Here is a 12,831-nt window from a genome sequence, read left to right on the forward strand (position 1 = left end):
TCGTCAACGACGACGCGGTACCACCCACACGAACCATCCCCGGATCTCGAACCGACTAATCAGTCCAAGAACCGGGGACCAGTCCACTGGCACCGTGCCTCCCGTCCGTTCGTGGTTGTGTTCTAGACCTCCTGGCCGTTCAGCCAGATAGCGCCTGCCGGCCAGTCCTCGAGCGCTGCGGCCACCGGCCGCACCATCCAGCCGCCCTGTTCCGTGTTCGTGATGCCGGCGCCCTCGGCGGTGAACGCCGAGAAGGTGCCGACGACCTCGGGGAACTCGTGCCAGCCGAGCTTCGCGTAGAAGGGGATGCGGTTCTCGCCCGCGCCGAGGAAGCCGTACGGCACCGCGAGCCCGTCGAGCACGGCATGCGTGCGCTCCATGAGCTCCCGGCCCTTGCCCGATCCCTGCAGCCGGGGCGACACGGCGACGAGACCGGTGTCGCCGACGAGCACGTCGCGCCCGCCGACCGTGATGAACATGCGGCGGATCCCGACGTGCGCCAGGACGACGCCGTCCTGGTCGCGGGCGAGGACCCGGCGTTCGGGCTGCATGCCGGACCAGCTGCGGCCGCCCACGTACCAGTGGGACCAGTCCGGGAACGCCTGTGCGAGCAGTGCTGCGATCGCTTCGTGGTCCGGGAGCGAGAGGGAGCTCTCCTCGACCACCTCCCACCGGATGTCATCAGTCACGCGTCCATCCTGCACGGATGTGGTGATGGTCGTTGCGTTCTCGTACTGACCGGTAATACGTTAACGGTGACATCGGGGTGATGTCGCAGCGGAAGGGGAGATCGATGTCGATCAAGAACGTCGTACTGGGTGCGGTCGTGCTGGGGAGTGTCGTGGGCGGCGGGATCGCGGTCGACACCGTGACGGCGCCGGAGGCGAGTGCTGCGACGTGCTGGCGGAAGGTGACGCAGAGCAAGGGCTTCAACGAGTCGGGGTGTGGCCGCGCTCAGCACTTCAACCGGCTGAAGAGCGGGACGATGAAGTGGGGGAACGTGGTCGGTGGCAACAAGTGGTCCTACGAGGCTGCCTGCTGGACCAACATCGCCCAGTACGGCATGGTCCGGGCCTGACGCGGTGGTTCGGAACCGTGCTCGGGGAGCAACGGTCGTCGTGGTGATCGCCGCCACGGCACTCGCTGGCTGCGCCTCCGCAGATGCTGCGCCCCGGGTCGTCGATCCGTCAGGCTTCTCCGCGGCCGGGCCGTGGGCGGGTGAGTTCGCGGAATCAGCCGCCGACACCAGCCCGTACCAGCGGCAGATCATCTCGGACGGAACGATCTCGGCGCGGGAGGTCGCAGATGCCCAGTCCCGCATGAGCGCATGCATGCGGGATCTCGGCTACGACTACACGACAGCAGAGGACGGCACGTCCGAAGCGTCGCCGCTCCCAGGGCGGAAGGCTGAAGACGCAACGGCCATCAACGAGTCGAAGTCGAAGTGCGCGAAGGACTTCGACAGCGACGTGACGTACCTGTTCAACGAAGTCCGGCGGAACCCGGAGAAGCAGGACGAGGCGACGATCACCGTCGCGTGCCTCCGTGCCGCGAGACTCGTCGACGACACGTACACCGAACGTGAATGGCGCACCCAGAACGACGACGGGAACTTCTCCTTCTCGCCGTGGGACCCCGCAGCCGTACAGTGTCGACTGGACCCCCTCGGGCTCTGGCGGCAGTGATGCGCTTCCCGTCTGCCGCGCTCCTGGCGCTCGGGGCGATGGTGGTCGCGGCTTCGACGGCCGCCGCCATGGTGGTCGCTGTGCCGGCCGAGGTCCCGGCTGCACTCCGGACGGCGGCCCCCGCGAGCACCGTCCGGGTGACCGAGCGCACCGATGCCGATGAACGACAGGTGCAGCTCGCACTCGACACCGGTGCTCCACGGGCGGTCGTGACGTCGCGGACCGGCACGGTGACGACGTCGACGTGCTCGACCGGGGCACCCGTGCGGAGCGGGGACGTCCTCGCGCGGGTCGACGGGCGGCCGGTGATCGCGCTCGCCAGTGACGAGCCGCTGTGGCGCGACCTCGAGCTCGGCGACCGCGGGCCCGACGTCACGGGGCTGCAGCGGGAACTCACGCGCCTCGGTGCCGAACTAAGCATCGACGGCGTCCTCGGCCCGGGCACGCTTCGAGCTGCGCACCAGTTCCTGGTCGACCGAGGTGTCGACCGCGACGACATGCCCGACGACGTCGTGCCGCGGGACCCGTTCGCATGGGTGCCAGCCGCCGAGAACGCCGTCCTGGCGTGCGTGGCCGTCGTCGGGGCAGCGGTCGGCGCCGACGGTGTCCTCGTCGAACTCCCGGCCGAACTCCGCGGCGCGCGCATCGAGGCGCTCCCGGTCGATCCGGCGCCGGGGGAGCGCGTGCTGCGGATCGGGAACGCCGACGTCCCGATCGACGACGCCGGGGTGGTCTCGTCGCCGACGTCCCTCGCTGCGATCACCGCCCTGCCGGAGTACGCGGCGACGGTCGCTTCGGCGGACGGCGCACCGACCGTGGCCGCGACGTGGACGCTCAGTCGCCCGCGGACCGTCCAGGTGGTGCCACCGACGGCCCTCTGGGGCCTCGAGGGTGACCGGGCGTGCGTGCAACCGACGACGGGGCGGTCACTCCGGGTCGAGGTGCTCGGATCGGAACTCGGGCAGTCGTTCGTCCGGGTGCCCGGCGGACGAACGCTCGACCGGATCCGTGCCGCGCCGGACCGGTCCAGCTCGTGTCGGTGACGCTCGAGGGCGTCGGGCACGTCTGGCCGAACGGCACCGTGCTGTTCGACCGCGTCGACCGCACGTTCGCGGAGGGGAGCGTGACCGCGGTCGTCGGGCCGAGCGGTTCCGGCAAGTCCACGCTGCTCGCGATCCTCGCCGGGATGCTCCGTCCGACACGGGGTGTCGCCGTCCGTCCGCCGGGCTGTCGGCCGCTCTGGGTGTTCCAGAACCCGTACGGGGTGGCCCGCCGCCTCGTGCTCGACCACGTCGCGCTGCCGTTCGTCGCCCAGGGCGCGGATCGTCGGACCGCGGACGTCCGGGCACTCGGGGTCCTCGAGCGCTTCGGGCTCGGCTCGCGGGCGCACGCGCGGTTCGCCGAGCTGTCCGGTGGCGAGGCACAACGCCTGATGCTCGCGCGCGCGATCGCGAGTGCGCCGGGTCTGATGCTGGTCGACGAACCGACGGCGCAACTCGACCGAGTGACCGCGATCGAGGTGAACCGCGGCATCGGTGCGCTCGCCGCATCGGGGACGGTCGTCGTCGTCGCCACGCACGACGACGCGACCCGTGACGCCTGCGACGGAGTACTCGACCTCGGGCGGTACCGATGAGCCCCCGCCGGATGCAGGTGACCGAGGTCTGGCGAGAGGCCTGGCGCGACGTCGCCTCCGGAGCTTCGTGGGCAGCCGTGACCGCTGTCGTCCTCGCGGTGCTGCTCGGCGGTGTCGTGGGCATGCGCGCCGCAGCGGTCGCCGGTGACGTCCGAGCGGCTGCGGCGTTCGTCGCGAGCGGTGCGGCGACGACTGTCCAGCGGGCCGAGGGCCGGATCGACGGCCGCGTGTGCGATGCCCTCGCGGATGCCGAAGGGGTCATCGCGTCTGGCGCGTTCCGTCGCCTCGACGCCGGGGTCGTCCCCGCCGCGCTGCCGGGCTCGGCGATCCCGACCTACGAGGTGACAGCCGGGGTGCGTGGCCTGCTCGGTGGCTCGGCTGCCGACGGGGTCGCGGGAGTGATCATCTCGCCCACGGTGCACGAGACCCTGGGGCTTGCTGCAGGCGATCGCCTCGTGAGGGTGGGCGGCGCGGGCACCGGAGTCGCCGGTGTGTACGACTACCCCAACGACGGCCGGGACCCCGACCTGGAGTACGCGGTCCTCGCGCCGGCGGTGGACGACGGGTCGCCGTTCGACGCCTGCTGGGCGACGGTGTGGCCGCAGCGCGACGACGCGGTCTCGATGCTCCGGCGCACCGTCCTGCCAGCGAGCGGGGCCGAGGGCGAAGACCGACCCACCGCCGGGCAGTTCAACCCGACGCTGGGCGCGGTCTTCACCCCCGCGGCACGGCAGCCAGTGCTCGTCCCGTTCGGTGCAGCGGTCCTCGTGGGGCTGACGATCGGCGCGGCAGCGGTCGCACGGCGCCGGCTCGCCCTGGCCTCCGACCGGCACGTCGGGGTACCGCGGAGCGCGCAGGTCCTCGGCATCGTCCTGCAGCACCTGGTCTGGGGATCGGTCGGGGCCCTGGTCGCGACGAGCGTCGCGGTGGTGTCGGTGCGTGGCCTCGACGTCGACGACGCACTGCCGATCGTGCGCGAGGCGATCGCGGTCGCGTCCCTCGGGCTCGTGGGCGCGCTGCTCGGTGGGGCGCTCGCCGCGGCTGCGATCCGCGAGCGCGCGCTGAACCGCTACTTCCGCTCCCGCTGACCGCGGCCGGCGGGGCGGACGCGCACCGGGCCTCCCGTCGTCTGCGCGCCCCGTCCGCTGCGCGCCCCGTTCGCCAAAGCGACAGATTGCCGCGAACTGTTCGCGGCGATCTGTCGCTTTGGCGGGTACCTCGCACCGGGATGGCGTGGATCTGTCGCTCTGGCGTCGGCGACCGACGCCCATTTGGTTGACGCGTCAACCAAATGGGCGCACACTGGTGCCATGCACACGCAGGACCTCCTCGCCGCCGACACCGGGATGGGTGCCGTCACCCTCCGCGTCGCGAACCTCGACCGGATGATCGGTTACTACCGCGACGGCGTCCAGCTCTCGCTGCTCTCGAACGAGGGCGGCGTCGCCGTGCTGGGGCGACCGGGCGCCGGTGGCCTGGCGGTCCCGATCGTGATCCTCGAGCACGCGCCGTCGATGCAGCACGCCGGCCCGCACGACGCCGGCCTGTTCCACACCGCGATCCTGTTCGACACGAGGGCCGACCTGGCTGCCGCGCTCTACTCGGTCGCGACGAAGTTCCCGCAGACCTTCACCGGCAGCGCCGATCACCTGGTGAGCAACGCGTTCTACTTCACCGATCCCGAGGGCAACGGCGTCGAGCTGTACTGGGACCGCGACCGCACGGAGTGGTCGTGGACGCACGGCATGGTCGACATGGACACGAAGTACGTCGACCCGAACGCGTTCCTGCAGGAGCACCTGACGGCCGACGCGGTGGCGTCCGCGTCGAACGCGCCGGGTCGGGTCGGCCACGTGCACCTGTCGGTCGGCGACGTCGCCAGCGCGAAGGACTTCTACGTCGACAAGCTCGGCTTCGCGACGACGGCCGGGTGGGGCGAGGCCCTGTTCGTCAGCGCCGGCGGGTACCACCACCACATGGCGATGAACACCTGGAACTCCCGCGGGGCCGGGCGCCGTCAGCTCGCGCTCGGGCTGGGCCTCGTGCGGATCGAAGTGCCCGGGGCGGACGACCTCGGTGCCCTCGTCGCACGCATGCACGACACCGGGGTGCAGACCGCCGACGACGGCCGGACGGTCGCCTTCGAGGACCCGTGGGCGAACCGCATCGAGGTGACCGCGCCCGGTCGCGGCTGACGCGGTTCGCCGCGGGGCAGCCGAGACTCGGGCTGCGCGACACTTCTCGCGCCCGCAGGCACGAGAAGTGTCGCTGACCCCGAGACTCGGCGCCGACTGCCGGCCGCCCGGCCGCCCGGCCGCCCGGCCGCCCGGCCGTCCGGCTGCCCGGCCGCCCGGATCACGCGCGGTTCGAGATCCCGCCGTCCGACGTCAGCAGCTGCCCGTTCACCCAGCGCCCCTGCTCCGAGCAGAGGAACCCGACGAGCGCAGCGGTGTCCGACGGTCGTCCGAGCCGGCCGAGCGGCGTGCCCTCGACCGCCCAGCGCTTGACGTCGTCGGACATCCAGCCGGTGTCGTTCGGGCCGGGGTTCACCACGTTCGCACTGACGCCGAGGCTGCCGAGCTCCTTCGCGGCACCGAACACGAGGCGGTCGAGCGCCCCCTTCGACGCCCCGTAGGGCAGGTTGTACGCGATGTGGTCGCTCGTCAGCGCGATGATCCGCCGGCGGTCCCGCGGTGCGGCGTCGCCAGCACGTTCGAGTGCGGCCGCGTACGCCTGCACGAGCAGGAACGGCGCGCGGGCGTTGACCGCGAAGTGCCGGTCCCACGACTCGACCGTCGTGGTCCGGACGTCCGAGTCGACCGATTCGCAGTGCGACATCACCAGCGCGGTGACGGGGGCGCCCGCCTCGGTCTCGGCGCGGCCGACCAGGGCGGCCGCCTGGTCCGGGTCCTCCAGGTCGACCGGGAGGCGCGTCACGCGTGCACCCACCGACTCGCACTCCTGCACGACGGATTCGACCCCGTCGGGATCCGCCCCACCGCTCACGCGGTCGTCGTACGGGCCCCACCACGAGATGGCCAGGTCCCAGCCGTCGGTCGCCAGACGTGTGGCGAGCGCCGCGCCGATGCCGGCTCTGCGGCCCACGCCGGTCACCAGGGCGAGTGGTCGTGCGGACGTCATACGGGCCTCCTGTCCGGCGCACCGTCGCACCGATCGCCACCCAGTCTGCCGGAACCGGCCACGCGCGTGGCCATCGCACTCGGTGTCCTGTCGGCGAGGACCGGCACGCGAGGGCCAAGATGGACGGATGCCACGCACACGACCACCGCTCGGACGCGGACGCGGACGCGGACGCGGACCCCGCGGCGGTCGTCCGGACCCGCGCGACCTGCCGATCGAGCACGTCCGCGACCGGATGTCGTCCTACATCTACGGCAACATCACGGTGCTCGCTGCCGCGATCGCCGTCGACCCGGCCGCCATCCACCACGGGTCGGCGATCTGGGCCGTCCTGGCGACCGCGGTCCTGACCTACCTGGCGCACGTGCTCGCGCACCTGGTGGCGCACGGCCTCGGCGGCGACGACTCCCAGACGGACGACGCCCGGCGCGAATCGGTCCTGACGATCATGCGGAACGCGAACCCGATCGCGACGTCCGGGCTCATCCCTGCAGTGCTGTACGCGGTGGCGTGGGTCGGGTGGATCCCGACGGGGTGGGCGCAGACGGCCGCCCTGGTCATCCTGGTCGTGCGCATCGGCATGGTCGGCGTCTTCATGCAGCGGTTCAGCGGCAAGCGGCCCACGTTCCTCGGGCTCTGGGGCGGCATCGTGCTGGCCGCCGTGGCGTTCGTGATCGGTCTCGTGAAGGTGGTGTTGACGCATTGAGCGCCACCGAGTCCGAGCCGAAGCCGAAGCGGGCCGGCTGGAAGTTCCTCCGCGACCTCGTCGTCATCGTCGTCGTGGCGCTGCTGGCGTCGTTCCTGGTGAAGACCTACCTGGTCCGGTCCTTCTACATCCCGTCCGCGTCGATGGAGAACACGCTGCTCATCGGCGACCGCGTGCTCGTCAACGAGCTCGTCCCCGGCGCCGTGCCGCTGCAGCGTGGTGACGTCGTCGTGTTCCAGGACCCGGGCGGCTGGCTCGGCACCGGGCAGGGCGACGACCTGATCAAGCGCGTGATCGGCCTGCCCGGCGACACCGTCTCGTGCTGCGGCACCGGCGGACACCTGTCGGTGAACGGCCACCCGGTCGACGAACCCTACGTGGTGCCCGAGATCGGGTCGGACCGGGTCTCCGGCACCGACTTCGACATCACCGTGCCGAAGGGGCGCATCTGGGTGATGGGCGACAACCGGTACAACTCGGCGGACTCCCGCGTGCACGGCACGGTGCCGGTCGACGACGTGGTCGGTCGTGCGTTCATCACCACGTGGCCGGTGTCACGGTGGACGGTGCTCTCGCGGTACGCCGACGAGTGGGACCAGGTGCCGGACCCGTCCTGAGCGGTCCGGGGCGGACCGGGGCGGTCGTTGCCCGCCCCGGTCGTCCGGTGCGGTAGCGTTCCGATTCCCGTGCCGGACCGTCCGCAGCGGGGTGAGCGGAGGCACTGTTCCGATGGACGCTGTGCCCTTCGATGCTGTGCCCATCAACGCTGCGCCCATGGACTACGTGACCGGGGGTGACGCGGAGCTGTCGATCCGGCGCATCGGGACGCACGGACACCGCTCCGGCACGATCGGCCCCCGACCGGACCACGTGGTCTTCTGGCTCGCCGATGGCCGTGCCCGCCTGACCGCGGACGACGGCTCGAGCTGGGACGTCGGCGCCGAACGCCCGATGATGCTCTCCGCCTCGGTGGCGTACGGCTTCGACACCGACGCCACGGCGATGACCCTGCTGCACCTGTCGACGGCGTTGCTCGGCGGCGGCGGTCCAGCGGCCGAGTTCCGGCAACCGGACGCCGCCGACCCTCGGATCGAACCCCTCCGAGCACTCCTCCGCGACGTCACCGGTCGCGTCCTCGACCCCGCGCTGCCGGCCGACGAGCGAGCCGCCCTGAACCGACGCATCGCGACGGTCGTGCTGTCGACGTTCTCGCCGTCACGGTCCGACGTCGAGCACCGGATGCGTCGTGCGATCCGCTTCGTGCACGACCAGGCCGACCAGCCGCTCTCGGTGGCCGACATCGCGGACTCGTGCGGCCTGAGCGAGCGCGGCGTGCAGGACCTCTTCCGCCGGCGGCTCGCGGTGACGCCGATGCAGTACCTGCGCGAGGTGCGGCTCGACCGGGTCCACCTCGAACTCGGCCGATCGCGTTCGGGCGGGCTGCTGGTGAGCGACGTCGCCCGGCGCTGGCAGTTCACGCACCTCGGTCGCTTCGCCGCCCACTACCGCGCACGCTTCGGCGAGCAGCCGCACGAGACGATCGCACGGGGTCCGGGCGCGGTCTGAACCGAACCGCTGTCAGCAGCCCGTCGTCGTCAGCGTGACCGTCGCGACGGCGTCGTTCGTCACCGTCGTCGTCTGCGGGCACAGCGAGCCCGCGCGGACCGTCACCTTGCCGAGCGGGACGCCCGCGAAGTCCGCGGTGCCACCGGGGAACACCCGCTGGTGCTCGGAGAGCTTGCCCGTCGACGCGAAGACCTTGACCTCGTACGGGTGGTCGGCGGCGTTGTCCGACACGGTGACCGAGACCTGGCCGGTCGAGTCGTGGGCGCCGCACCCCGCGAGCGTCACCAGAGCCGCCGCAGCGAGGGCGACAGCGGGCAGGACACGGCGGGACACGCGTCCAGGGTAGTCCGGCACCGGGCCGCGCCGGACCAGGGTCGACCGCCGAGCGCTCGGCGAGCCTGCCCCGCGGACTGGGGTGGTGCGTCCTCCGTGGTGGGGACAGGCCCTGTCCGGTTGGCGCGTTAGCGTGGGTGCATGCACTCGGAGACAGCGACGACCGTCCCAGTCACCGGCGCGCCCGACGCCGTGCGCCGCGCAGCGCTGCTCGCCGCACTCGACGTGGTCGAGGGTGGCGCCGAAGAACGCTTCGACCGGATCACCCGCATCGCGCGTGAAGCCCTCGGTGTCTCCGGCTCCTTCCTGAACCTGGCGGGCGAGACCTCGCTGACCATCAAGTCCCAGCAGAGCGACAGCCACTTCGGACCGGTCATCCCGCTGCAGGACACCTTCTGCGGGCGCACGCTGGGGGAGCGCGGCCCCGTGCTCGTGCCGGATGCGCGCATCGACGCCCGCTACTCCGACATGCCGATGGTCGTCGGCGACCCGAACGTGCGCTTCTACGCCGGGGTCCCGCTGCGGCTCGGCGACGACGACGTCAAGGTCGGCACGCTCTGCCTCATCGACCCGGAACCGCGGACCCTCGACGCCGACGAGGTCGCCCTGCTCCAGGAGCTCGGTGTCTGGGCCGAGCGGGAACTGGCAGCCGGCGCCGACGAGGACCGCTTGCGGTCCGTGCTCGCGGGGCTCGAACCCGACACGGTCGACGTGCCCGGCTACCGGATCGCGGGGCTGTCGGTGCCGCACGGCGTCGTCTCCGGCGACTTCCACGACTGGCACCGTTCCGGCGACGACGCCGTGCACCTCACCGTGGCGGACGTCATGGGCAAGGGCATGTCGGCTGGGCTGCTCGCCGCGAACATCCGCGGCGCACTGCTCGCCCGCGGCGACCTGGCACCCGACGTCGCCGTCGCCGAGCTCGAGGCGCAGGTCGCACCCGACCTGAGTCGCGCGGAGTCGTTCGCGACGATGTTCCACGGCCGGCTCACGCCCTCGACGGGCCGGATCGACTTCACCGACGCCGGACACGGGCTCGTCCTGCAGCTCCGCGACGACGGCGCCGAGCGCATCCTGCGGTCGTCGGACCTGCCGATCGGGCTGCACCCTGCGGGCCTCGAACGTGCCTCCGGCTCGCTCGTCATGCGTCCGGGTGACGTGGTCATCGTGGTGAGCGACGGCGCGCTCGAGCTGTGGGACTCCACGCTCGCGTCGCTGTCGCAGCTCGGGGAGCTCTACCGCGGCTCGCCGGACATCGCGACGTTCCTGCAGCGGGTGCGGTCACGTGCGGTCGACCACGACCCGGGCGACGACCTGACCGTCGTCGTCGTCGCGCGCGACCTCTGACGACGTGCCGTCGGCAGGTCGTCGGCAGGTCGTCGGCAGGCCGTGCGTCGGTCGTCGGCAGGTCGGGACTGGTCGCTCGTCGACTGGTCACGACGTGCCGTCGGCGCGCCGCCGGGCGGTCACGAACGGTCGGGCGCCGGGGGCCTGAACGACGGCTCGTGACCGGTCGCCGGATGTGAGCGGGGTGTCGTGACCGGTCGGGGCCTGCTCGGGGCCCGCTCGGGGTCCGCGCAGCAGGCCTGCAGCAGGAATCAGTTAGGCGCCGAGGCGCTCGATGAGCTCGGCGTAGCGCGCGGCGGTGCGGGACACGATCGCCTCGGGCAGCACCGGGGGCGTGCCCTGGCGGTCCCAGTTGGCGCTGAGCCAGTCGCGCACGATCTGCTTATCGAAGGAGTCCGTCCGACCGTCGGCCCGGGCGTCCCAGTACCGGCTCGAGTCGCTGGTCAGGACCTCGTCCGCGATCCGGATCCGTCCGTCGGCGTCCTGCCCGAACTCGAACTTGGTGTCCGCGATCACGACGTCGCGCTCGAGGGCGATCGCGGCTGCCTCGGTGTACACGTGCAGCGACAGGTCGCGCAGGGTCGCCGCGACCTCGGCGCCGACCAGGTCGACGGTCTGCTCGTACGAGATGTTCTCGTCGTGCTCGCCCTGCGGTGCCTTGTAGGCGGGGGTGTAGATCGGCTCGGGCAACCGGTCGCCGTTCGACAGTCCCTGGGGCAGGGCGACGCCGCAGACGCTGCCGGTCTGCTGGTACTCGGCCCAGCCGCTGCCGACCAGGTACCCGCGCACGACGCACTCGACGGGGAACATCTCGAGCGGCATGACGTGCATCGACCGCGACTCGACCTCGGCCGGCACGGGGGTGCCGCCGGACGACGGGCCGATGATGTGGTTCGGCACGTCGCTCAGCTGCGTGAACCAGAAGCGCGACAAGCGGGTGAGCAGTTCGCCCTTGCCGGGGATCGGTGGCTCGAGCGCGAAGTCGTAGGCACTGACCCGGTCGGACGCCACGAGCAGCAGCTCGGACGCACTCTGGATGTCGGCGGTGCCGGTCGGCACGTAGAGCTCGCGGACCTTGCCCGACGAGACGTGGTCCCAGCCGGCGATCACGGGCGCGGCGCTCATCGGGTGACCTTCGCGGCGATGTCGGTGCGGTACTGCGCGCCCTGCAGGGTGATGTCGCCGAGACCCGCGTAGGCGCGCTCGCGTGCCTGGACGAAGTCGGCCCCGGTCGCGACGACGCTGAGCACGCGACCGCCGGTGGCGACGAGGCTGTCGTCGAGCACCCCGGTGGCGGCGTGGGCGACGGAGACGCCGTCGCGCGCGTTCGCGGCGTCGATGCCGGTGATCGGACGGCCGGTCTGCGGGTTCTCCGGGTAGCCCTCGCTCGCGAGCACGACCGTGACCGCCGCATCCGGACGGAACGAGGGCGCCGGGGTGCCCCCGAGCTGTCCCGTCGCAGCGGCGAGCAGCAGTCCGCTCAGCGGCGTCGCCAGGCGGGGGAGGACGACCTGGGTCTCCGGGTCGCCGAAGCGGGCGTTGAACTCGATGACCCGGACACCCTGCTCGGTGACGATGAGCCCGCAGTAGAGCAGCCCGACGAACGGGGTGCCCTCGTGCTCGAGACGACGGACGGTGGGCAGCGCGACCAGCTCGGTGACCTCGTCGACGAAGGCCTGCTCGGACGCCCAACGATCGGCCAGCCACGGCAGCGGCGAGTACGCACCCATGCCGCCGGTGTTCGGTCCGAGATCGCCGTCGGCCAGGCGCTTGTAGTCCTGCGCGGGGCTGAGCGGGCGGACGTCGTGGCCGTCGCTCAGGAAGAACAACGAGACCTCTTCGCCGTCGAGGAACTCCTCGACCACGACGTGCCCGTGCTGCAGCCAGTAGGTGGCGTGGTCGATCGCGGCTTGACGGTCCTCGGTCACGAGGACGCCCTTGCCCGCGGCCAGCCCGTCGGCCTTCACGACGTACGGTGCGCCGAGCTCGTCGATCGCGGCGACGGCCTCTTCCGCCGTGCCGGCGTACACCGGGCGGCCGGTGGGCACGTTCGCCTCGGACATGATGCGCTTGGCGAAGGCCTTCGAGCCCTCGAGCTGCGCGGCGGCCTTGCCCGGCCCGAAGACCGGGATGCCCCGGGTGCGGACGGGGTCGGCCACACCGGCGATGAGCGGCGCCTCGGGCCCGACGACGACCAGTTCGACGCCGTTCTCGATCGCGTACTCGGCGACGAGTGCGCCGTTGGTGGGGTCGAGGGAGACGGTCTCGACATCGGCGGCGATGCCGGCGTTGCCGGGAGCAGCCGTGATGACGTGGCCCGCCTGTTCAGCGAGGAGGGCCGTGATGATCGCGTGCTCGCGGGCACCGGAACCGAGGACGAGGATTCGCACCCGATCACCCTACCGATCAGGACTCGC

At 72.0% G+C, this 12,831-nt stretch carries 15 protein-coding genes; 10 read left to right on the plus strand and 5 right to left on the minus strand.

The features are described from left to right. Positions 1-122: 122 nt before the first annotated feature. Positions 123-689: a GNAT family N-acetyltransferase gene (locus EDF31_RS16435; protein ID WP_165901467.1), complete on the minus strand. Its 567-nt coding sequence runs from the start codon at positions 687-689 to the stop codon at positions 123-125. A 104-nt stretch (positions 690-793) separates the two neighbouring features. Here EDF31_RS16435 and EDF31_RS16440 point away from each other — a divergent pair, with 104 nt between their 5' ends. The 6 genes from EDF31_RS16440 to EDF31_RS16465 all read left to right on the plus strand — a co-directional run bounded on the left by EDF31_RS16440 (position 794) and on the right by EDF31_RS16465 (position 5,516). After that, positions 794-1,078, plus strand: a complete 285-nt coding sequence (locus EDF31_RS16440; RefSeq protein ID WP_131846918.1) for a hypothetical protein — start codon at positions 794-796, stop codon at positions 1,076-1,078. Positions 1,079-1,121: 43 nt separating this feature from the next. After that, positions 1,122-1,685 carry a hypothetical protein gene (locus tag EDF31_RS16445; RefSeq protein WP_131846919.1) on the plus strand — a complete coding sequence of 188 codons (564 nt, stop codon included), beginning with the start codon at positions 1,122-1,124 and terminating at the stop codon, positions 1,683-1,685. Continuing rightward, entirely contained in the window at positions 1,685-2,728 is a 1,044-nt protein-coding gene (locus tag EDF31_RS16450) for a hypothetical protein (protein ID WP_131846920.1), read from the plus strand. The genes EDF31_RS16445 and EDF31_RS16450 overlap by 1 nt, the downstream gene beginning before the upstream one ends. Beyond that, positions 2,719-3,321 carry an ATP-binding cassette domain-containing protein gene (locus tag EDF31_RS16455; RefSeq protein WP_131846921.1) on the plus strand — a complete coding sequence of 201 codons (603 nt, stop codon included), beginning with the start codon at positions 2,719-2,721 and terminating at the stop codon, positions 3,319-3,321. The genes EDF31_RS16450 and EDF31_RS16455 overlap by 10 nt, the downstream gene beginning before the upstream one ends. Continuing rightward, on the plus strand, positions 3,318-4,409 hold the full coding sequence (locus tag EDF31_RS16460; RefSeq protein WP_131846922.1) for a hypothetical protein: 1,092 nt from the start codon (positions 3,318-3,320) through the stop codon (positions 4,407-4,409). Before EDF31_RS16455 ends, EDF31_RS16460 begins: the two co-directional genes overlap by 4 nt. Positions 4,410-4,631: 222 nt before the next feature. Then, complete coding sequence (locus tag EDF31_RS16465; RefSeq protein ID WP_131846923.1) at positions 4,632-5,516, plus strand: VOC family protein; 885 nt, start codon at positions 4,632-4,634, stop codon at positions 5,514-5,516. Positions 5,517-5,676: 160 nt separating this feature from the next. Here EDF31_RS16465 and EDF31_RS16470 read toward each other — a convergent pair whose 3' ends face one another. Next, entirely contained in the window at positions 5,677-6,462 is a 786-nt protein-coding gene (locus tag EDF31_RS16470; protein ID WP_131846924.1) for an SDR family oxidoreductase, read from the minus strand. Positions 6,463-6,589: 127 nt separating this feature from the next. Here EDF31_RS16470 and EDF31_RS16475 point away from each other — a divergent pair, with 127 nt between their 5' ends. The 3 genes from EDF31_RS16475 to EDF31_RS16485 all read left to right on the plus strand — a co-directional run bounded on the left by EDF31_RS16475 (position 6,590) and on the right by EDF31_RS16485 (position 8,734). Then, complete coding sequence (locus tag EDF31_RS16475) at positions 6,590-7,168, plus strand: hypothetical protein (RefSeq protein ID WP_131846925.1); 579 nt, start codon at positions 6,590-6,592, stop codon at positions 7,166-7,168. Continuing rightward, on the plus strand, positions 7,165-7,785 hold the full coding sequence (lepB, locus tag EDF31_RS16480; RefSeq protein WP_123293649.1) for a signal peptidase I: 621 nt from the start codon (positions 7,165-7,167) through the stop codon (positions 7,783-7,785). Before EDF31_RS16475 ends, lepB begins: the two co-directional genes overlap by 4 nt. A gap of 157 nt (positions 7,786-7,942) precedes the next feature. Then, the gene (locus EDF31_RS16485) at positions 7,943-8,734 is read left to right on the plus strand and encodes an AraC family transcriptional regulator (RefSeq protein ID WP_131846926.1); all 792 of its coding nucleotides are present in this window, start codon (positions 7,943-7,945) and stop codon (positions 8,732-8,734) included. 12 nt (positions 8,735-8,746) lie between these two features. On the opposite strand, the gene EDF31_RS16490 is transcribed toward EDF31_RS16485, so the two are convergent. Further along, complete coding sequence (locus EDF31_RS16490; protein WP_123340134.1) at positions 8,747-9,067, minus strand: hypothetical protein; 321 nt, start codon at positions 9,065-9,067, stop codon at positions 8,747-8,749. 141 nt (positions 9,068-9,208) lie between these two features. Here EDF31_RS16490 and EDF31_RS16495 point away from each other — a divergent pair, with 141 nt between their 5' ends. After that, complete coding sequence (locus tag EDF31_RS16495; protein WP_131846927.1) at positions 9,209-10,414, plus strand: GAF domain-containing SpoIIE family protein phosphatase; 1,206 nt, start codon at positions 9,209-9,211, stop codon at positions 10,412-10,414. Positions 10,415-10,669: 255 nt separating this feature from the next. Here EDF31_RS16495 and EDF31_RS16500 read toward each other — a convergent pair whose 3' ends face one another. Both EDF31_RS16500 and purD read right to left on the minus strand, forming a co-directional pair. Next, positions 10,670-11,539, minus strand: coding sequence for a phosphoribosylaminoimidazolesuccinocarboxamide synthase (locus tag EDF31_RS16500; RefSeq protein ID WP_131846928.1), 870 nt, complete (start codon positions 11,537-11,539; stop codon positions 10,670-10,672). Beyond that, entirely contained in the window at positions 11,536-12,804 is a 1,269-nt protein-coding gene (gene purD, locus EDF31_RS16505; RefSeq protein WP_131846929.1) for a phosphoribosylamine--glycine ligase, read from the minus strand. Before purD ends, EDF31_RS16500 begins: the two co-directional genes overlap by 4 nt. Positions 12,805-12,831: the final 27 nt, after the last annotated feature.

This window comes from Curtobacterium sp. PhB142, from assembly GCF_004341255.1.
In the GTDB taxonomy this organism is placed as follows: Bacteria; Actinomycetota; Actinomycetes; order Actinomycetales; family Microbacteriaceae; genus Curtobacterium.

Excerpts from the sequence above, each read along its gene's own strand:
- EDF31_RS16500 (WP_131846928.1), bottom strand. The coding sequence starts at position 11,539 with ATGAGCGCCGCGCCCGTGATCGCCGGCTGGGACCACGTCTCGTCGGGC.
- EDF31_RS16485 (WP_131846926.1), top strand. The coding sequence starts at position 7,943 with ATGGACTACGTGACCGGGGGTGACGCGGAGCTGTCGATCCGGCGCATC.
- EDF31_RS16440 (WP_131846918.1), top strand. The coding sequence starts at position 794 with ATGTCGATCAAGAACGTCGTACTGGGTGCGGTCGTGCTGGGGAGTGTC.
- EDF31_RS16495 (WP_131846927.1), top strand. The coding sequence starts at position 9,209 with ATGCACTCGGAGACAGCGACGACCGTCCCAGTCACCGGCGCGCCCGAC.
- EDF31_RS16450 (WP_131846920.1), top strand. The coding sequence starts at position 1,685 with ATGCGCTTCCCGTCTGCCGCGCTCCTGGCGCTCGGGGCGATGGTGGTC.
- EDF31_RS16465 (WP_131846923.1), top strand. The coding sequence starts at position 4,632 with ATGCACACGCAGGACCTCCTCGCCGCCGACACCGGGATGGGTGCCGTC.
- EDF31_RS16460 (WP_131846922.1), top strand. The coding sequence starts at position 3,318 with ATGAGCCCCCGCCGGATGCAGGTGACCGAGGTCTGGCGAGAGGCCTGG.
- EDF31_RS16470 (WP_131846924.1), bottom strand. The coding sequence starts at position 6,462 with ATGACGTCCGCACGACCACTCGCCCTGGTGACCGGCGTGGGCCGCAGA.
- EDF31_RS16475 (WP_131846925.1), top strand. The coding sequence starts at position 6,590 with ATGCCACGCACACGACCACCGCTCGGACGCGGACGCGGACGCGGACGC.